We start from the raw sequence: 17,297 nt of genomic DNA, 5'->3' as shown, positions 1-17,297 counted from the left end.
GATCAAGGCATGACACGGCGATTCCTCGTGAACTAGGCGGCCCACAGTATCCCGCCCGCAGACACGTGACCTCGACGCCACTGAAGCCCGCCGCAGTCCGCCTTTCCGACATCTCCGCGGCAATGTCCACCGGCTGGCGGCAGTTCTGCGCCATGCCCGCCCTCAGCACCGGCTATGCGGCGGTTTTCGTCGTCCTCGGCGCAATCCTGTTCTGGGCGCTGGAATCGATGTCGATCGCGCCGATCAGCCTGTCCTTCGCCGGCGGCTTCATGCTGATCGGCCCGGCGCTGCTGGCGGGCTTCTTCGCGCTGTCGGACAGCCTGCGCGCCGGCCGGCGGCCCGTCGCCGCCGACATCGGCCGGGGATTCGCCCGCATGCCGCGCGGCGGCTGGGTGGTCTCCTTCGTCTGCGCGCTGCTGTTCCTGATCTGGATCACCGACGCCGGCACGCTCTACGGCTTCATGGTCGGCCGCGAACCCGCCCAGCTGGCCCACCTGCTGCAGGGCGACGCGGCCATACACCGTTTCGTGTTCTTCAGCTCGATCATGGGGGCGGTGCTGGCCTTCATCCTGTTCGCAGTCTCGGCCTTCTCGATCCCGCTGATCTACGATCACCGCGCCAACCTCGTCTCCGGCGTCGTCGCCAGCGTCAGGGCGGTGTTCGGGCGCTTCGGCGTCGTCATGGCCTGGGCCTGCCTGCTGGCCGCGGTGATCATCGTCAGCGCGGTGCTGCTGCCGCTGCTGCTGGTCACGCTGCCGGTGATGGCCTACGCCAGCCGCGAACTGTATTTCAGGGTCTATCCGGTGGACGGCGCGCCGGCCTGATCACCGCCGCAGCCGGCGCCTGCACTCACAGCAGCGCATCGCGCGAAATACCGTAGCGCTTGAGGATGCGGCGCAGCTGGCTGAGCGCTTCGAGCTGGATCTGGCGTACGCGCTCGCGGGTCAGGTCCAGGCGCAGCGCCAGCTCTTCCAGCGTCAGCAGCTCGCATTCGTCGATGCCGTAGCGGTGGCGGATGACGAGCCGCTGCTTGTCCGACAGCATCTTGATCCATTCGCGCACCAGACGCTCGAGCTCGGCGAAATGGATCTGCAGGTCCGGTGCCAGCACCTGCTCATCGGCCAGCGACTCGCCGATCGACAGGTTCGGATCGATGTCGAGCGGCGCATCCAGCGAAGCCGTGTGTTCGCTGAGCTGCAGGATTTCCCGCACCTCATCGACGGTCTTGCCGAGCCTGCGTGCAACCGCGTCCAGCGAAGGCTCGCCGATGGTGCCGTCGTTGCAGCGCTGGGCGCGCAGCACCTGGTTCAGTTCCTTCACCACATGCACCGGCAAGCGGATCGTGCGCGACTGGTTCATGATCGCGCGCTCGATGTTCTGGCGTATCCACCAGGTCGCATAGGTGGAAAAACGGAAACCCCGCTCGGGGTCGAACTTCTCGAGCGCGTGCATCAGCCCGAGATTCCCCTCCTCGACCAGATCGAGCAGGGGAATGCCACGGTTGAGATAGTGCTTGGCGATATTGACGACGAGCCTGAGATTGCGCTCGATCATCGTCTGCCGGGCGTCGAAGTTGCCCGTACGCACCAGGCGTGCCAGCCTGAGCTCTTCTTCGGCGGTCAGCAGCGGGTTGGCGCCGATCTCGTTGAGGTAAAGCTGGGTGACGTCGCTGAAGAAGTCGCTCTCCTTCGCCTGCACGACGGCAGTGGCGAAGACCTCGACCTCGGGGGGAAGATCCGGTTCATGGCTTTCGAGATCATCGAGGCTTACCGGTTCTTCCATGCTTCCCCCTGTCGTCAGCGTGCGGGCAGGTACTTCGTCGGGTCGATTGCCTTGCCCTGCTTGCGGATCTCGAAATGCAGCTTGGGGCGATCGGTTTCGGAGCTGCCCAGTTCGGCGATCTTCTGCCCGCGGGCAACCTGGTCGTCTTCCTTCACGAGCAGCTTGTCATTGTGCGCATAGACCGAGTTGTACTCCTGGTTATGCTTGATGACAACAAGCTTGCCGTAGCCGCGTAGCCCGCTCCCGGCATAGACGACCTTGCCCGCCGCAGCCGCATAGACCGGATCGCCGACGTTGCCGCCGATGTCGACCCCCTTGTTCGACGCTTCGTTGTAGGCCGCGATCACCCTGCCGGCCGCGGGCCACTGCCAGTCGCCGGCCACGGCCGCTGCCGGCGTCTCGGGCGCGGGCGCCGGCTGCTCGGGTGCCGGCACCGCCGGCGGCGGCGCAGCACCCGCTCCGGGATCCTGGGAATACGGCACCGGCCCGCCCAGCGGCCCCTGCTTCAGCGGCAGCGCAGCGGGCTCGGTGCCACCGGGCATCGGCACCGGCATCGCCACCGCGCCGTCGCCGATCGGGATGGCGGTGGCGCCGCCGTCCTGCGCCATGTCGGGCGGCCCGACGCGCAGGCTCTGGCCGACCTGGATCTGGTCGGGATTGGTCAGATCGTTCCAGCGCACCAGATCCGGCAGCGTCACGTTGTACTGGCGCGCGATGCCGAGCAGGGTGTCCCCCTGCCTGACCACATGCATGCCAGCCGGTGCCGCCGGCACCGAACCCGTGACAGGCGGCGCACCGTTGCCGTCGCGCACCGGCGCCTCACCCGACGAGGCGCACCCCGCCAATATCACGCTTGCCAGCAAGGCCGGCATCAAACCAAAACGAGTCTGCATGTGAATAGCGAATTTCATTCCGTACCTGCGAGCAGCGGCACGAAGCGTACGGCCTCATGCCAGCTTTCCCGAAAAACATTACCTTGCCGCTCGACCAGCAGCAATCGCTGGTCGGCCCCTCCCACCGGCACGATCAGGCGCCCGCCCGGCGCGAGCTGTGCCTTGAGCGCCGGCGGTAAAACCGATGGCCGCGGCCGCGACGATGATGCTGTCGAACGGAGCCGCCTCGGGAAGACCCAAACTACCGTCCGCAAGTTTCAATCTGACATTGGGCAGGCGCAGCGGACGCAGGTTCGCCCGCGCCCGATCGAGCAGCGGACGGATGCGCTCGACCGCATAGACCTCGGTCGCCAACTGGCTCAGTACCGCTGCCTGGTAGCCACAGCCTGCCCCGACTTCGAGCGTCCGCCCCAGCTCGCGGCCGGCACGCAGCAGCTCGATCATGCGCGCGACGACGAAGGGCTGCGAGATCGTCTGCTGGAAGCCGATCGGCAGCGGCGTGTCGTCGTAGGCACTGTAGCCCAGCCCTTCCTCGACGAACATGTGGCGCGGCACGCTCTGCATCGCCGCCAGCACCCGCTCGTCGCGAATGCCCTGGGTACGGAGGCGCTCGACCATGCGCACGCGTGCGCGCATCGCCTGCCCTGCATCGGCGCTGCGCACGTTCACCGCTTCAGCCAGTCGAAGACCGGCGCGATCTGGCCGGTGTGGGTGAGATCGATCTGCAGCGGCGTGACCGACACGTAGCCGTTGGCCACGGCGTGGAAATCCGTGCCTTCGCCCGCATCGGCCGCGCCGCCCGCCGCGCCGACCCAATACACCGTCTCGTTGCGCGGCGTCACGCTGCGCACCACCGGCTCGGCCTTGTGGCGCCGGCCCAGGCGCGTCACCTTGACGCCCTGCAGGCGCTCGTAGGCGACGTCGGGGACGTTGACGTTGAGCAGCACCGGCTGCGGGAAAGGGGCGCGCATGAAGCGTTCGGCCAGGTCTCGGGCGACGCGCGCGGCAGCGCTGAAATCGGCCGCCGACTTGCTGACCAGCGACACCGCGATCGACGGTACGCCGAGCAGGAAGCCTTCGGTCGCTGCCGCGACGGTACCGGAATACACCGTGTCGTCGCCCATGTTGGCGCCGTGGTTGACACCGGACACCACCATGTCGGGCAGATGGTCGAGCATGCCGGTCACCGCGAGGTGCACGCAGTCGGTCGGTGTGCCATTGACATGATAGAAGCCGTTCGCGGTGCGGCGCAGCGACAGCGGACGATCCAGCGTCAGCGAGTTGCTGGCGCCGCTGCGGTCGCGCTCGGGTGCGACCACCGTGACTTCGCCGATGGTGCCGAGCGCCTCGGCGAGCGCCGCGATTCCGGGAGCGAAGTAGCCGTCGTCGTTACTGACCAGAATGCGCATCTGAAACCCATGGAAAGCGCCGCGGGCGCGGCCTGAAGACGCGGAATTCTAGCACAGCGCCAAGTCGCGGGCGGTCCGCCCGCCACCGGCGCCGGACGATGAAAGGCCGTGCGCGGCGGAGGAGCGCCACGCACGGCCTTTCGCTGCAGCCGGAGGCTGCGTTGCTTTTACTTCAGGGTCTTGGGCGTATCGCTGCCCAGCTTGTAAGCCTGCTGCGACGGCACGAAGACGCCCTTGTTGTCGTCACGCCCCTGCAGCAGGTAGCGTGCATCCGGCTTGCCGTAGCTTTCGGCCGCGAGCTTGGACATCTTGCCGATGTCGTTGCCGCGCAGGCGGTTGATGATGAGGCCGACCTTCATGTCGTCGAAGTCCTGCATCATGTTCTGGTCGCCTTCGCTGTCGCCGGCGATGAACACCGGGCCGTAGCCGTACTTGGGCACCAGGAACTGCTTGATCGTCTCGGTCTTGCCCGGCCCCTGCGTCTGCGCGTAGCCCTGGCGGAACTGCGTCCGGATCGCGCCATTGGCATCGCGTTCGAGTTCCATCGCGTAGACGTTGTCCACCGCGTTGGCGTAGCCGAACTCGGGGTTCGACGACACTTCGCGGATCACGTCGCGGAACGAGGCCGAGCACACATAGACGTCGAAACCGCTGGCGCGCAGCTTCTTGTACAGATCCTGCATTTCCGGCACCGGGCGCAGGCCGTTCTTCCAGGTGATGCTGACCACCCCCGCCTTGCCCGGCAGCGCCGCCGGACTCGTCCATTTGACCGCCTCGACCGGCTGGGTCTGCTGCCAGCGGAAGGTTTCGGCAGCCAGCGCACGCACGTCCTTCTCGGTCATGCCGGTGAAGTGGTAGGTGATCCACGGGTAGGAGACGGCATGGTCGAAGGTGTTGCCGATGGCTTCGTACAGGAAGCGCATCTTGACGATGAAGTCCTGATACTGCGGCGCCTGCTTGACCTGGGCCAGGGTCTGCTTGCCCCTGAGGCCCTGGTAGTTGTCGTACAGCCAGGCATAGCTGGAGACGATGTCCTGCGCGATCTTGTCGATGTTGATCGCCTGGCCGGCTGCGTTGCGGCTGTCGTCGTCGAAGTTCGTGGTCGGAATGTCCTTGCGGATCGCGTTGTCGAGCTGCGCCGGCGTCATCGCGAAACGCAGGTTCTCCAACTGGTAGACCAGCAGCGCTTCCTGGATGTCGAGGAAGATCGAAGTGTTGTCCCAGTCGAACACCACGTAGGGCGGCTTGGCCGGATCGTAGTTCGGGCTGGACTTGCCGTAGGTGGCGAGCATCTTGTCCAGTTGCACGCGGTTGAAGTCGTCCCAGTTGCCCTTTTCCAGCTTCTGCGCCTGCAGAGCCTGCGCTACCTGCGAGGCCGTCTGCGACACCACCTCGGACGTGGTCTGGCACCCCGTCAGCAGCACCGCCGACAGCAGTGCCGCGGCAACAGCAGACATCCTGAACTTCATCTCCATGACTTTCCCCTTGAGTGTGAACACAAAATTGCCATGCTGCCGCTGGCGCACTACAGCAGGGCATCGACCAGTTGCGGATGCGGCCGCGGCAGGATGGTGTATTGCACCAGCAGCCCTTTCGCGCCCGCCAGGTCGGCGCCTGTCCTGACCGCTGCCGTGATGTCGGCGACATCGCCGTTCAGCACGTAGTAGCACTTGCCGCCGATGCCGAAGGCCAGGTGGGTGCGGATCGGCACCACGCTGGCGGCCTTGACCGCGGCGTCGGCCGATTCGATACAGGCGCCCACGCTGTAGGTCTCGACCACGCCGATCGCCTGCACCTGGTCGATCGGCGTCACACCGCTGATCGACGGCAGGATGGAGGCGTGGATGTTGGGGATGGTGAATTGGTCCACCAGCGTGTGCGCGGCGACCTCGGTGCCGACGTCCACCGCCCGTGCCGTCGCCGCGACGTCGCCGCCGACCATGACGATGTACTTGCCGGGGCAGATGGTCTTGGCCACCAGCAGCGACACTTCGGCGGCCTTCAGCATCGCATCGCCGGCTTCGATGCCCTTGGCGATGCTGTTCAATTCGATCAAACCGATGGCGTGCAGCACCTTACGCCCTCCTGATGACAATGGCGTCGTCGCCGATCGTTTCCACCACGCCGTCGATGCTGGCGTGGATCGGTGCGCCCATCGCCTTGGCCGGGATGTCGGCGATGCGCTGTCCGCAGCGGACGGCATCGCCGACGCGGATACAGGGCTCGGCGGCGACGCCGATGTGCTGGCGCAGGCGAATCCACACCCGTTCCGGCGCATGCACGACGTCCGACCACGGCGCCTTGCGGTTGTAGCGCGTCAAGCCGATGCGGGCCACCAGCCGGCTCGTCGGCAGCAGGCGCCCTTCGATCATCGGATCGGCCTTGCGCAGCTCGCCTTCGTAGCGCGCGCCTTCCTGGCGGAACTGCGCCTTCAGCGCCTGGTTCAGGCGCATCGGCGAGATCTCCACCGGACAGGCATAGGCTTCGCAGATCGCGCACTCCGAGCAGGTCAGCGCCGACAGCAGCACCGACGGCTTGGCTACGTGGTTGTAGTTCACCGAACGCACGATCAGGTGCGGCGGCAGTTCGTGGCCGATCAGATGGCGCGGGCAGAGTTCGGTACACAGCAGGCATTGCTCGCACACCGTGCGCGCCATGCTGATGACGCTGCGCATGTCGGCGCGCCGGCGCTGGATCAGCAGGTGGTCGGCAGGCAGCGCGATCAGGCCGCCGGTGGTCCGGGTGACCGGGACGTCGAGCGATTCGAGCAGGCCACCCATCATCGGCCCGCCATCGATGAAGGCCGCGTCGGTCGCGGGAATGCTGAGCCCGCCGGCCAGCGCCAGCGTCTCGCGCAGCGGCGTGCCGATCGGCACCGTCACGGTCACCGGTTCATTGACCGCGCCGGTGACCGTCAGGCAGCGGTGGGTCACGGGCAGTCCTTCATCCACCGCGCGGGCGACGTTGATCAGCGTGTTCACATTGTTGACCACCACACCGATGCTCAGCGGAATGTCGCCCGGCGGCACGCGCCGGCCGGTCGCCATCCAGATCGTGATCACCTCGTCGCCGGCCGGATACACGTCCTGCAGGATGTGGATGCGCATGTTCTCATGCAGCAGCGGCGTGATCGCGTCGATCGCCTCGGCGTACTTGGCCTTCAGCGCGACGATGCCTTCGCGTGCGCCCACCGCCTGCATCGCCAGCGCCAGGCCGCGCACCATTTCCTTCGCCTGGCGCACCGCCAGTTGCTGGTCGACCTTCAGCAGCGGCTCGCATTCGGCGCCATTGACCAGCACGATCTCGGCCTTCGCGCCCAGCTTGACGTGGGTCGGAAAGCCCGCGCCGCCGGCGCCGACGACGCCGGCCTCGTATACCTTGCGGACGATGTCCTGGGTTTCCATGTGCCTCTATCTCCCGCTCGCAATCCGCACCGTCATGGCGCCCTCACTGCACCACTACGCGGTAGCGGGCCCCGGCTTTGCGCAGCCGGCCCGCAGCCACCAGCGCATCCAGCCGCACACGGTCCACCGCCGGGCCGAAGTGCGCCGCCAGCTCGGCCAGCGAGCGGCCGCGCGCAGAGGCGGCGATGAAGGCCAGCAGCGCCGCATCGTCCGGCGCAGCGACGGCCGGCGTATCGACGCCCGATGCGACGGTGCCCGAGGTATCGACGCCCTCATCTGCTGCCGGCGCCGCAGGAGTTGGCGTCGCGGGAGTCGGGGCATCACCAGCCGGCGCGACCCCGGCGGCGGCCGGCAAGGCCGCAGCAGCGTTTTCTCCCGCGGCCGGCCTGGCCTTCGGCGCTTCACCCTTCGAGCGATCCACCAGCTCCAGCACCATGGCTTCGGTATCGTTGTCTGGCCGGCCGATCTCCAGCCGGCTGACGACTTCGCCCAGCCGCGACGCCGCCGCCTTGCCGGCATCGACGGCGGCGCGGCAGGCGGCCAGGTCACCCTCGACCACCAGCGTGAAGAAGCGCGGATCGACCTGGTGCGAGCGGATCAGCTTGACGTCCGCCGCCTTCAGCATGGCGTCGGCCGCCTCGATCGCCGCGACCAGGCCGCGGACTTCCAGAAAACCCAGCGCGTCGATCTTCATGCGGAAACCTCGAAGGAAAGGGCCTGAGCGTTCATCTGCCGGTCATCCGCTCAGAAGCGGATGTTGTTGCGCCCGACTTCGAGCACCGCTTCGGTGAAGGCGCCGCAGGCCGCCTTGCACGCCGCCTGGCTGCCGCTCAGGAAGGCGCCGCCGTAGTTGGTCTCGGACGGCGGCCCGATGTAGGTCGCCAGCCTGACGTCGGCGGCCTTGATCGCCGCATCGATGCCGTACATCGCTTCCAGCGGCGGCGCGATCAGGTAGGCCATCGCATCGCCGAGCGGAATCTTCGCCAGCCCCGACAGATAGCTGCCGGTGCGCGACACCAGGTGGGCGAGGAAGGCGGCGGTATGCGCATCGTCGGCCCACTGGAAGGCCGGCCCGCTCTCGATCGTCGCCACCATCGCGTCCAGCCCGGCCTTGACCTCGGCCGGCGTCGGACCGCCGAGCATGATGATCACTTCGCCCGCGGTGGGCGACGAACTGTGCGCCGCGCCGGCATACAGCGAGCGGCCATAGACGACTTCGACCTGGGCCTGCTTCGTCGCCTCGTCGGCGGCGATGTAGGTGACGTCGTCCGAATCCGCCGTCAGCAGGCCGATGCTGTTCATGTGCGCCGGCAGGCCGAGTTCTTCCTTGTAGTCCTTCGCCACCGAGGCGATCAGGCGGACGGCCTTGACGCTGGGCTTGATGGGTTCGAGTGCGGACATGACTTATCTCTCCACGGAATCCGGATGGCTCACTTGTTCAGCGCGATGCCCGAAGCCTTCTGCTCCAGCATGCGCTTGGCCAGATCGACGATGACGGCTGCCGCCTCGACCGGCGGCGTGCCGGCGCGGTGGATGTTGGAAATGCAGGTGCGGTCGGCCTCGACCGTCTGCGAAGTGGGGCTGTAGGGACCATGTAGCAGGACAGGCTCTCGGACTGCCCCAGGCCGGGCCGCTCGCCGACCAGCAAGATCACCACCTTGGCGCCGAGCAGTTCACCGATCTGGTCCTCGACCTTGACGCGGCCGTAACGCACGAAGAACGGCGTGCCGACGTCCAGCCCGGCGCTCTCCAGCCCTTTCAGCAGCGGCGGCAGGATCTCGTCGTAGTTGGAGGTGATCGCGTCGGTAGGACAGGCCGTCGGACACCACCACCTGTACCTGCGGCGACTGCTTGCACTTCGACTTCAGGATCTGCACCGCTTCGGCCGACAGCCGCCGGCCGAGGTCCGGCCGGGTCAGGTACTGGTCCTTGTCCTTGATCTCGCTATGCACTTCGAGCAGACCGGTCTTTTCCAGCCAGGCAGCCGGCACGTCCTGCAGCACCGTGTCCTTGGAGCGCGAATGGTCGGCGAGGAAGCGCAGCAGCGAGGTGGTGCGCGGGCGGGTGCCGACGCGGCCCGAGCACACCCGCGAGCCGCTGTTGCGCTTGAGCTCCTGCAGCACTTCGAGGCTCTTCGGATTGCGCACGCCGATCCAGTTCTTGACGCTGGCGTCGCCGAGGTCCGGCAGGCAACCGCCATCGGCCCCGGCCGGCGTCGCGGCAGCGGACGAAGTGCTCGCAGGCGCGGGTGCCGCTGCGCCGCCGATCTGCCCCAGCACCGCGCGGACGATGCTCTCGATCTCTTTCTGGTCCATGATCAACACGCCCCCAAAGTCAGAAGAACCACGACGCGTCGCCCGCATTGCGGGTCAGGCGGCCGTTTTCCATCAGCCCCATCTTTTCCAGCCACTGCTCGAACTCGGGCGCTGGCCTGCGGTTCAGCACCTTGCGCAGCGTGGCGGTGTCGTGGAAGGCGCTGGTCTGGTAATTGAGCATGATGTCGTCGCCCAGCGGCATGCCCATGATGAAGTTCCACCCCGGCCGAGCCCAGCAGCACCATCAGGTTCTCGTTGGAGTTCTGGTCCGCTTCGGCGTGGTTGGTGTAGCAGGTGTCGCAGCCCATCGACACGCCGGACAGCTTGCCCATGAAGTGGTCCTCGAGGCCGGCGCGGATGATCTGGCGGTCGTTGTAGAGGTATTCCGGGCCGATGAAGCCGACCACGGTATTGACCAGCATCGGGTCATAGTGCCGCGCCAGGCCGTAGTTGCGCGCCTCCATCGTCACCTGGTCGGCGCCGTAGTGCGCGCCGGCCGACAGCGCCGAACCCCTGGCCGGTCTCGAAATACAGGCAGTTCGGCCCGGCCAGGCGGTTGTGGGTGCGGCCGACCTCGGCCGCCTCGTCGAGCATCGCGATCTCGACGCCGAACTCCTTCAGCCCCTTCTCGCTGCCGCAGATGCTCTGGAAGATCAGGCCGCCGGGCGCGCCGCGGCGGATCGCCGCGATCTGGGTGGTGATGTGCGCCAGCACGCAGCCCTGGGTGGGAATCTGGTACTTGTCGACGATCTCGTAGATGGTGTCGAGGATGCGGTGGATGTTCTCGACGTTGTCGGTCACCGGATTGACCCCGATCACCGCGTCGCCCGCGCCGTAGGACAGGCCTTCGAAGATCTGCGCGCGGATGCTTTCCAGGTTGTCGCGGGTGTCGTTGGGCTGCAGCCGCGCCGAGATCCGGCCCGGCAGGCCGATCGTGGTATTGGCCTTCTTCACCACCGGCATCTTCGCCGCGCCGTAGATCAGGTCCGAGTTGGAGCAGATCTTGGCCACGCCGGCGATCATCTCGACGTCAGTCCCTTGCGGACGAAAGCGATGTCGTCATTGCTGGTATCGTCGTCGAGGATCCATTCGCGCAGTTCGCCGACGGTCCAGTTCTTCACCTTCTCGTAGGCCGCGGAATTGATGTCGTCCTGGATGATGCGGGTGACGCAGTCCTCTTCGTAGGGCACCACCGGGTTGTTGCGCAGATCCGCCAGCGTCAGCTCGGACAGCACGTATTTCGCCGCCACCCGCTCGCGTGTGCTCTGCGCCGCCACGCCCGCCAGAACGTCGCCCGAGCGGAGATCGTTCGCCTTGGCCAGCACGTCCTTGACGTCCTTGAACTGGTAGGTCTGGCCGAACAACTGAGCCTTGAGTTTCATGTGCGCTCCATCCACAAAGCCAAAGAGGAAACGATCCGCCACGCTCCACGCACCCGCACCTGCATCCCGAACGGCCGAAGCCGACGGCCGGCGGCCCAAGGTCGGGCCACGTCATTCCACGCAGCGATGCTACGCCCGGCGTTTTTTGGGCCGCTAACAAAAATCGGCAAGTTTCGCGCGACGCAATTGACGCCCCGAACCGGCACGGGCTAAGGTCCGCTCATCCCCTTCCGCTGTATGGTCATTCGGCGGCAGGCGGTGCGGGATCGAAGCGGAGCGCCGGGGCCCCTCCTCCGGAATTCAGTTTTTCCATGCAGCGGAGAGCCATGAAAGCCGAGATCATGACGACCACGGAGCAGGGAATCATCCTGCCGCTGGGCGACACCAAGGGGTGCATCCGGGTATCGGACGTACACGATGCCGACGAACAGGCGGCCAACATCACCGCCTGGTATCAGGAATACGATCAGATCGGCGCCGGCCGATTCTTCGGCTCGATCACCGAGGTCTGGCTCGGCCAGATGCAGTTCTTCCTCGAAACCACCAGCCACGCGCTGCGCCAGACCTGCATCGTCTGGCCCGGCGCCTTCTGGTTCGGCCTGCCGCGCTGCGACAGCGCCGACGGCCTGATCAACGCTTCGCCGCTCGGCCGCAACACCATCGCCGTGCGCCCCGGCGGCAAGGATTTCGAACTGCTCACGCCGGATGCCTACCAGATCCTCGGCATCGTCATCGACGAAGCGCTGCTCGAACGCCACGCCCGTGCCGCCGAGCGCCCCCAGCTGGTCGAACTGCTGCGCAGGGGTGAATCGTTTCCGCTGCCGGCGCGGCAGAAGGCGATCTTCTGGGAACGCGTGTCGCGCACGCTGCTGCAGGCCGCCGGCCTGGGCCTGAAGCGCCTGCCCCGCACGGTGTGCGACACCCTGACCGAGGAACTGATGACCGGCCTGTTCGAGCTGTTCGGCGAACACATCGCGCCGGTCAAGCTGCGCCACAGCAATCTCAGCTACCGCCGGCTGGTCTCCGGCGCGCGCGAATACGTGCTGTCCCAGCCCGACCGCGTCATCTCGGTGACCGACCTGTGCGAAGCGCTCTACGTCAGCCGCCGTACGCTGCAGAACGCTTTCCGCGCGGTACTCGGCATCTGCCCGGTGAATTACCTCAAGGCCCTGCGCCTGAACGCGGTGCGCCGCACGCTGCGCGACCGCGACTCCGGCTTCAGGACGGTGCAGGACGTCGCCGCCCGCTGGGGCTTCTGGCACATGAGCCAGTTCGCCGCCGACTATTTCGCGATGTTCGCCGAACACCCGTCCGACACCCTGAAAGCCGGCGGCGGCGAGCACGTCTGCTTCCGCTACCCTTCCAGCATCCGTTCCAGAGCGGAAAAAGTCCCGCTCGTCATGCTTGCCTGAAGCCGGGCACGCCCGCCTCGGGCAGCTTCCGCGCCATGCCCCCGACCTCCCGTTCTGCGGCAACTGCCCGAGCGCGCGCAGCCGTGCCCCGCGCACGGGCGCAGCACCGTCAAACTTGCCGATTTTTGTTAGCGGCCGCAAAAACGCCGGGGCTACCATCAGACCGAACTCCTCGCCATCACGGCCGCGGCCGGCAGGCCCGGGCCGCAGCAGCCATGTAGTGCGAAGTGTTCAGCCGACGTTCCTGGAGCGGCCCCCTTCGCCGGGGCGCCGCCCGCTGCGATAACGGAGCAGGCCGACGGAAGCCATGAAATTCGACGACAAAGAACGCATCATCCAGGAGTTCGTGCCCGGCAAGCAGGTCACGCTGGCACACCTGATCGCGCATCCCACCGAAGAACTGGCGCACAAGATCGGCGTCTCCGGCGCCGAGGCGATCGGCATCCTGACCCTGACCCCGGGCGAGACCGCGATCATCGCCGGCGACATCGCCACCAAGGCGGCGGCGGTCCATATCGGCTTTCTCGACCGCTTCAGCGGCGCCTTGGTGATCTGCGGCTCGGTTGGCGCCGTCGGCGAGGCGCTGCAGGAAACCCTCGGCGTGCTGCAGCGCGTGCTCGACTACGCCGTCTGCAGCATCACCCGGACCTGAGGCGCATGATGACCCGTCCGCCTTCACCACCCCCTTCCCCCTACGATCCCAGCCGCTTCGTGCTGGTCGGCCCGGTCGCGGCAGGCAAGACCACGCTGTTCAATGCGCTGATCGGCCGCGGAGGCGCGGCGATGAAGACGCAGGCGCTCGACTACGAGAACGGCATCGTCGATACGCCGGGCGAGTTCTTCAGCCACCCGCGCCTGCACCACGCGCTGATCAACACCGTCTCCGACGCCCGCAGCGTCGTCTATGTGCATGGCGCAACCGATTTCGACTACCGGCTGCCGCCCGGCCTGCTCGAAGTCAATGCCGACAAGCGCCTGATGGCGGCGATCACCAAGATCGACCTGCCCGACGCCGATCCGCAGCGCGTCGAGGCCCTGCTGCGCGCCGGCGGCTTCAGCGCACCGATCTTCCGGGTCTCGGTGTTCAGGCCCGAAACCCTCGTGCCCTTCAAACGCCATCTGTTCGAACAGGAAAGGCAGGACGATCATGAAGCAACTCATTAGTGCCGAAGTGGTGCGCAGTGAGCACGCCGCCGGGAAGCGCGAGATCACCGTGACGCGCAATGGACATATCGTCACGCCCGAAGCACGGACGGTCGCCGAGGCGCTGGGCGTTCTGATCCGCGAGGGCGAAGCGAAAGCCGACGCCGCACCGCACTGCGGCGCCCCGCCGACGCCAGCCATGCCTGCGGCGGCCGCAGCCAAGCCGGCTGCAGCCGCCGCCCTGCCGGCGGAAGCGCTCGCCGAGATCCGCAAGGCGGTGCAGGCCCGTCTGCCGGCAGGCCTGGTGCCCGACGGCGTGGTCGACCAGCTGGTCAGCAAGGTCGCGCAGGAGCAGCAGGCGCGCCAGGCCGCCACGCTCGCGGTCAATGCGCCGCCCAAGCCCGCCCCCTCTGCGCAGGACGCAGCGCTGCCCTACGAGTCCCGCACCATTGCCGGGGGCATCAAGGCGGTGAAGGGCGATTCGGTGCGCATGGGCCTGTTCGATGGCGCCGGCGAGGACAGCCATGTCGGCATCGCCGACGTCGTCACCAGCGCCGACGGCAGCTCGATGGCCGCCGGCTTCATGAGCTGGAACCGCTGCTTCTTCCCATGGACGCTGAACTACGACGAGGTCGATCTGGTGCTCGAAGGCGAGCTTCACATCCGCTGCAACGGCCAGACCGTGGTCGGCAAGCCCGGCGACGTGATCTTCATTCCCAAGGGTTCGGCGATCGAGTTCGGCACGCCCACCGAAGTGCGCTTCCTGTACGTCGCCCATCCGGCCAACTGGTCGGAGCTCTGAAGCGGAGCACGGCGGGTCGTCATCATGGCAACCTACATCACCGAAACCTGGCTGCGCGAGCGCAACACCCTGGCCGACGGCACCGAGCTGCATCTGCCGGCGGGCGCCTGCCTGACGCCGGCGGCGCAATCGCTGATCAGCGAGCGCCATCTGCGGGTGAAGTACGTCGATGCCTCCGGCCAGGTCTTCGTCAATGATCCCACGGCGGCCCGCGGCAAAGGCAGCGCCGACGAACGCAGGCGGGTGCACCCGCTGACCGGCAGCGACCATGCCCACGCCATGCACTGCGTGCTGTGCCGGCAGGCGGTCGACAAGAAACCGGATACGCTGACCCACCTGAACGCCGACACCCTGGTGTCGAAGAACGACCCGCGCATCCACCTGCGCGGCCAGATCGACGATGCGATCGCCTGCGCGGTGTGGATCCAGGCCGAGCTGGCCGGCAGCGACAAGCCCTCGCGCCGCATCACGCCCTGGCTGGCCGACGTCCGCTCCGGCCTCGGCAACGTGCTGCGCGCCGAAGCCACCGGCGACGCCCTGCACCCGGTGCACATGGGCGACTTCGACGCCGAAGCCATCCACCGCATGTCGCACGCGCCGCTCAAGCACCTCGGCTACGACCACATCGTGCCCGACGTCGAGCACGGCCTCACCGCCGCACGCCTGAACATGCTGCGCACCGCGATCCGCAAGGTCGAACTGGTCGCCGCGCGCCTGTACATCGGCGGCGACTTCAGCATCGCCCGCCCGGACATCCTCGAAGGGCTGAACCGCCTCAGCAGCGCGGTGTATGTGCTGATGATCGTCGCCCTGATGCTCGATCGCGGCCTCGCGGTGAAGGAGGCGGCATGGAGCTGATGCGCCGCTGTGCGGAAGCCGCCCGGCAACGGCCGCCGCGCGTCGTCTTCCCCGATGCGCTGGATGCGCGCGCCATCGAAGCCGCCCGCCACCTGCAGGCGCGCGGCTGGGCCAGGCCGACGCTGCTCGCCAACCCCTTCGAGCTGCGCGCACTGTGCCTGGAGAAAGGCCTCGGCCAGGGTTCGCTGTCGCTGCTCGACCCGGCGCGCGCCGGCGTGCGCCACGCCTATGCCGAACTGCTGCAGGCGCGCATGCCCAAGGCTTCGCAGGAAGAAATCGCCGCCCGCCTGTCCGAGCCGCTGTGGTTCGCCGCCGCGATGCTGGCGAGCGGCGACGCCGAGCTGTGCATCGGCGGCAACCTGTCCTCCACCGCCAGCGTGCTGCGCGCTGCGATCCGCGTGCTCGGCCTGGCGCCGGGCAATACCACGGTGTCGTCGATCTTCTTCATGATCCCGCCGGCCGAAGCCTGCGGCAGCGACAGCCGCATCCTCGGCTTTGCCGACTGCGGCGTGGTGCCGCAACCCGAGCCGACACAACTGGCCGACATCGCCATCGCCTCGGCGGCGAGCTACGAGAACGTCACCGGCGAACGCGCCGCGGTCGCCATGCTGTCCTTCTCCAGCCACGGCAGCGCCCGCCATCCGGCGGTCGACGCGGTGCGCGAAGCCACCGCGCTGGTACGCCAGCGCCAGCCCGAATTGCTGATCGACGGCGACCTGCAGTTCGACGCCGCCATCGTGCCCGCCGTCGCGGCGCTGAAGGTACCGGACAGCCCGCTGCAGGGCCGCGCCAACGTACTGGTGTTCCCGTCGCTGGAGGCCGGCAACATCGGCTACAAGATCGCCCAGCGCCTGGGCGGCTACAGCGCGCTCGGGCCGATGCTGCAAGGCCTCGCCCAGCCCATGCACGACCTGTCGCGCGGCTGCAGCAGCGAGGACATCGTCGAAACCTGCCTGCTGGCCGCGATGATGGCCGGCGGCAATGCCGTACCGGCCGCTACGCCATCGGCGCCGCGCGCCGTCACCGTCTCACCATGATTCCCCAGGAGGGGACTTTTTAAGGAGTAGTCAAAATGGAAGCCCTGGGACTGATCGAAACGAAAGGCCTGGTTGCCCTGATCGAAGCCTCCGACGCGATGGTCAAGGCCGCGCGCGTCAAGCTGGTCGGCGTCAAGCAGATCGGCGGCGGTTTCGTCACCGCGATGGTGCGCGGCGACGTCGCCGCCTGCAAGGCAGCGACCGACGCCGGCGCGGCCGCTGCGCAACGCATCGGCGAGCTCGTCTCGGTGCACGTCATTCCGCGCCCGCACGGCGATCTGGAAGAAGTCTTCCCGATCAAGATGGAAAGCGGGCTGGACTGAGCGGCCGGACGGTTCGGCTCGACTCGACCGGACGGCCCGGCCGCCCTGCCCCGCGTGGGCTGGCGGCCGGTGACCGATCCCTGCAGGACATGCGACGGCTGCGGCGCCACGGCACCGGCACGCCCGCGCAATGAAGAAAATGGCCCCGACGCTGAACAGACACGGCGGTGAACACATGGAACTGGCAATCGTACTCGGACAAGTGGTTTCGACGGTGAAGCACGCCGGCTTCGAACAGCAGCGCCTGCTGCTGGTGGACTTCATCGGCCCCGAAGGCGAGCGCAAGGGCAGCCCCTGTGTCGCCACCGACAGCATCGGCGCCGGCGACGGCGAATGGGTGCTGGTGGTCCAGGGCAGTTCGGCGCGCAAGACGATTTCCAACGACGCGCCGACCGACCTGAGCGTGGTCGGCATCGTCGATGAAGTGGTGCTGAGCGGCAAGCTCACCTTCCACAAATAGGCAGGCCGGAACACGAACGAAGCCGCGCAGCCGGCATGGCGGCGCGACATGGATGAAAACGGGAGCGCACGGTGGAT

Annotated in this window: 19 protein-coding genes and 5 pseudogenes; 9 read left to right on the top strand and 15 right to left on the bottom strand. The window is 67.4% G+C overall.

All coding sequences use genetic code 11. The features are described from left to right. Positions 1-65: 65 nt before the first annotated feature. Positions 66-824 carry a DUF2189 domain-containing protein gene (locus AAFL97_RS07145; RefSeq protein ID WP_341644316.1) on the top strand — a complete coding sequence of 253 codons (759 nt, stop codon included), beginning with the start codon at positions 66-68 and terminating at the stop codon, positions 822-824. A 25-nt stretch (positions 825-849) separates the two neighbouring features. On the opposite strand, the gene rpoS is transcribed toward AAFL97_RS07145, so the two are convergent. From rpoS to eutB (AAFL97_RS07080), 15 genes and pseudogenes are all read right to left on the bottom strand, one after another. Then, positions 850-1,782 (bottom strand): RNA polymerase sigma factor RpoS, encoded by a 933-nt coding sequence (gene rpoS, locus AAFL97_RS07140; protein WP_341644315.1) that lies wholly within the window; start codon positions 1,780-1,782, stop codon positions 850-852. 14 nt (positions 1,783-1,796) lie between these two features. Further along, entirely contained in the window at positions 1,797-2,675 is an 879-nt protein-coding gene (locus AAFL97_RS07135; protein WP_341644314.1) for a peptidoglycan DD-metalloendopeptidase family protein, read from the bottom strand. A 14-nt stretch (positions 2,676-2,689) separates the two neighbouring features. Then, positions 2,690-3,293: pseudogene (locus AAFL97_RS07130) on the bottom strand (protein-L-isoaspartate(D-aspartate) O-methyltransferase). 47 nt (positions 3,294-3,340) lie between these two features. Beyond that, a complete protein-coding gene (gene surE / locus AAFL97_RS07125; RefSeq protein ID WP_341644313.1) occupies positions 3,341-4,084 on the bottom strand; it encodes a 5'/3'-nucleotidase SurE in 744 nt (247 codons plus the stop codon). A gap of 167 nt (positions 4,085-4,251) precedes the next feature. After that, a complete protein-coding gene (locus AAFL97_RS07120; protein WP_341644312.1) occupies positions 4,252-5,541 on the bottom strand; it encodes a haloacid dehalogenase-like hydrolase in 1,290 nt (429 codons plus the stop codon). 68 nt (positions 5,542-5,609) lie between these two features. Then, positions 5,610-6,158: a BMC domain-containing protein gene (locus AAFL97_RS07115; protein WP_263460071.1), complete on the bottom strand. Its 549-nt coding sequence runs from the start codon at positions 6,156-6,158 to the stop codon at positions 5,610-5,612. 1 nt (position 6,159) lies between these two features. Next, entirely contained in the window at positions 6,160-7,488 is a 1,329-nt protein-coding gene (locus tag AAFL97_RS07110) for a 4Fe-4S dicluster domain-containing protein (protein WP_341644311.1), read from the bottom strand. Positions 7,489-7,531: 43 nt separating this feature from the next. Beyond that, positions 7,532-8,182, bottom strand: coding sequence for a BMC domain-containing protein (locus AAFL97_RS07105; RefSeq protein WP_341644310.1), 651 nt, complete (start codon positions 8,180-8,182; stop codon positions 7,532-7,534). Between the two features lie 50 nt (positions 8,183-8,232). Next, on the bottom strand, positions 8,233-8,889 hold the full coding sequence (gene eutL / locus AAFL97_RS07100; RefSeq protein WP_341644309.1) for an ethanolamine utilization microcompartment protein EutL: 657 nt from the start codon (positions 8,887-8,889) through the stop codon (positions 8,233-8,235). Between the two features lie 29 nt (positions 8,890-8,918). After that, on the bottom strand, positions 8,919-9,032 hold the full coding sequence (locus tag AAFL97_RS24575) for an ethanolamine ammonia-lyase light chain EutC (RefSeq protein WP_445954527.1): 114 nt from the start codon (positions 9,030-9,032) through the stop codon (positions 8,919-8,921). A gap of 116 nt (positions 9,033-9,148) precedes the next feature. Further along, positions 9,149-9,241: pseudogene (locus tag AAFL97_RS24570) on the bottom strand (ethanolamine ammonia-lyase light chain EutC); the annotation flags it as partial. A gap of 64 nt (positions 9,242-9,305) precedes the next feature. After that, a pseudogene (locus tag AAFL97_RS07090) lies at positions 9,306-9,803 on the bottom strand (ethanolamine ammonia-lyase light chain EutC); the annotation flags it as partial. Positions 9,804-9,822: 19 nt separating this feature from the next. Beyond that, positions 9,823-10,011, bottom strand: coding sequence for an ethanolamine ammonia-lyase subunit EutB (gene eutB, locus AAFL97_RS07085; RefSeq protein ID WP_341644306.1), 189 nt, complete (start codon positions 10,009-10,011; stop codon positions 9,823-9,825). Between the two features lie 79 nt (positions 10,012-10,090). Next, positions 10,091-10,267: pseudogene (gene eutB / locus AAFL97_RS24565) on the bottom strand (ethanolamine ammonia-lyase subunit EutB); the annotation flags it as partial. After that, positions 10,230-11,185, bottom strand: a pseudogene (gene eutB, locus AAFL97_RS07080) (ethanolamine ammonia-lyase subunit EutB). The pseudogenes eutB (AAFL97_RS07080) and eutB (AAFL97_RS24565), both read right to left, overlap by 38 nt. 326 nt (positions 11,186-11,511) lie before the next feature. On the opposite strand from eutB (AAFL97_RS07080), the gene AAFL97_RS07075 reads away from it, so the two are divergent. The 8 genes from AAFL97_RS07075 (at position 11,512) to AAFL97_RS07040 (ending at position 17,220) form a co-directional block, all read left to right on the top strand. Beyond that, complete coding sequence (locus AAFL97_RS07075; RefSeq protein WP_263460066.1) at positions 11,512-12,597, top strand: helix-turn-helix domain-containing protein; 1,086 nt, start codon at positions 11,512-11,514, stop codon at positions 12,595-12,597. 307 nt (positions 12,598-12,904) lie between these two features. Then, positions 12,905-13,249 carry an ethanolamine utilization microcompartment protein EutS gene (eutS, locus tag AAFL97_RS07070; RefSeq protein WP_263460065.1) on the top strand — a complete coding sequence of 115 codons (345 nt, stop codon included), beginning with the start codon at positions 12,905-12,907 and terminating at the stop codon, positions 13,247-13,249. 5 nt (positions 13,250-13,254) lie between these two features. Further along, positions 13,255-13,761: a EutP/PduV family microcompartment system protein gene (locus tag AAFL97_RS07065; protein ID WP_341644305.1), complete on the top strand. Its 507-nt coding sequence runs from the start codon at positions 13,255-13,257 to the stop codon at positions 13,759-13,761. Beyond that, positions 13,745-14,542, top strand: coding sequence for an ethanolamine utilization acetate kinase EutQ (eutQ, locus tag AAFL97_RS07060; protein ID WP_341644304.1), 798 nt, complete (start codon positions 13,745-13,747; stop codon positions 14,540-14,542). The genes AAFL97_RS07065 and eutQ overlap by 17 nt, the downstream gene beginning before the upstream one ends. 24 nt (positions 14,543-14,566) lie before the next feature. Beyond that, positions 14,567-15,400, top strand: a complete 834-nt coding sequence (eutT, locus tag AAFL97_RS07055; RefSeq protein WP_341644303.1) for an ethanolamine utilization cob(I)yrinic acid a,c-diamide adenosyltransferase EutT — start codon at positions 14,567-14,569, stop codon at positions 15,398-15,400. Beyond that, on the top strand, positions 15,391-16,437 hold the full coding sequence (locus AAFL97_RS07050) for a phosphotransacetylase (protein WP_341644302.1): 1,047 nt from the start codon (positions 15,391-15,393) through the stop codon (positions 16,435-16,437). The genes eutT and AAFL97_RS07050 overlap by 10 nt, the downstream gene beginning before the upstream one ends. A 35-nt stretch (positions 16,438-16,472) precedes the next feature. Further along, positions 16,473-16,760: an ethanolamine utilization microcompartment protein EutM gene (eutM, locus tag AAFL97_RS07045; protein WP_004333389.1), complete on the top strand. Its 288-nt coding sequence runs from the start codon at positions 16,473-16,475 to the stop codon at positions 16,758-16,760. A gap of 175 nt (positions 16,761-16,935) precedes the next feature. Beyond that, entirely contained in the window at positions 16,936-17,220 is a 285-nt protein-coding gene (locus AAFL97_RS07040; protein ID WP_341644301.1) for a EutN/CcmL family microcompartment protein, read from the top strand. The last annotated feature ends 77 nt before the right edge of the window (positions 17,221-17,297 follow it).

This window comes from Thauera sp. SDU_THAU2, assembly GCF_038260575.1.
Lineage (GTDB): Bacteria > Pseudomonadota > Gammaproteobacteria > Burkholderiales > Rhodocyclaceae > Thauera.
The sequence above is the reverse complement of the archived record's forward strand: the minus strand, read 5'-3'. Positions and strand labels throughout refer to the sequence as shown.

What these genes read in the sequence shown, in the direction of transcription:
- AAFL97_RS07040 (WP_341644301.1), top strand. Translation starts at nt 16,936, where the DNA reads ATGGAACTGGCAATCGTACTCGGACAAGTGGTTTCGACGGTGAAGCAC.
- eutB (WP_341644306.1), bottom strand. Translation starts at nt 10,011, where the DNA reads ATGGGCATGCCGCTGGGCGACGACATCATGCTCAATTACCAGACCAGC.
- AAFL97_RS07050 (WP_341644302.1), top strand. Translation starts at nt 15,391, where the DNA reads ATGGAGCTGATGCGCCGCTGTGCGGAAGCCGCCCGGCAACGGCCGCCG.
- AAFL97_RS07135 (WP_341644314.1), bottom strand. Translation starts at nt 2,675, where the DNA reads ATGCAGACTCGTTTTGGTTTGATGCCGGCCTTGCTGGCAAGCGTGATA.
- surE (WP_341644313.1), bottom strand. Translation starts at nt 4,084, where the DNA reads ATGCGCATTCTGGTCAGTAACGACGACGGCTACTTCGCTCCCGGAATC.
- AAFL97_RS07120 (WP_341644312.1), bottom strand. Translation starts at nt 5,541, where the DNA reads ATGTCTGCTGTTGCCGCGGCACTGCTGTCGGCGGTGCTGCTGACGGGG.
- eutM (WP_004333389.1), top strand. Translation starts at nt 16,473, where the DNA reads ATGGAAGCCCTGGGACTGATCGAAACGAAAGGCCTGGTTGCCCTGATC.
- eutQ (WP_341644304.1), top strand. Translation starts at nt 13,745, where the DNA reads ATGAAGCAACTCATTAGTGCCGAAGTGGTGCGCAGTGAGCACGCCGCC.
- AAFL97_RS07065 (WP_341644305.1), top strand. Translation starts at nt 13,255, where the DNA reads ATGATGACCCGTCCGCCTTCACCACCCCCTTCCCCCTACGATCCCAGC.
- AAFL97_RS07105 (WP_341644310.1), bottom strand. Translation starts at nt 8,182, where the DNA reads ATGAAGATCGACGCGCTGGGTTTTCTGGAAGTCCGCGGCCTGGTCGCG.
- AAFL97_RS07075 (WP_263460066.1), top strand. Translation starts at nt 11,512, where the DNA reads ATGAAAGCCGAGATCATGACGACCACGGAGCAGGGAATCATCCTGCCG.
- AAFL97_RS07110 (WP_341644311.1), bottom strand. Translation starts at nt 7,488, where the DNA reads ATGGAAACCCAGGACATCGTCCGCAAGGTATACGAGGCCGGCGTCGTC.
- eutS (WP_263460065.1), top strand. Translation starts at nt 12,905, where the DNA reads ATGAAATTCGACGACAAAGAACGCATCATCCAGGAGTTCGTGCCCGGC.
- eutL (WP_341644309.1), bottom strand. Translation starts at nt 8,889, where the DNA reads ATGTCCGCACTCGAACCCATCAAGCCCAGCGTCAAGGCCGTCCGCCTG.
- eutT (WP_341644303.1), top strand. Translation starts at nt 14,567, where the DNA reads ATGGCAACCTACATCACCGAAACCTGGCTGCGCGAGCGCAACACCCTG.
- rpoS (WP_341644315.1), bottom strand. Translation starts at nt 1,782, where the DNA reads ATGGAAGAACCGGTAAGCCTCGATGATCTCGAAAGCCATGAACCGGAT.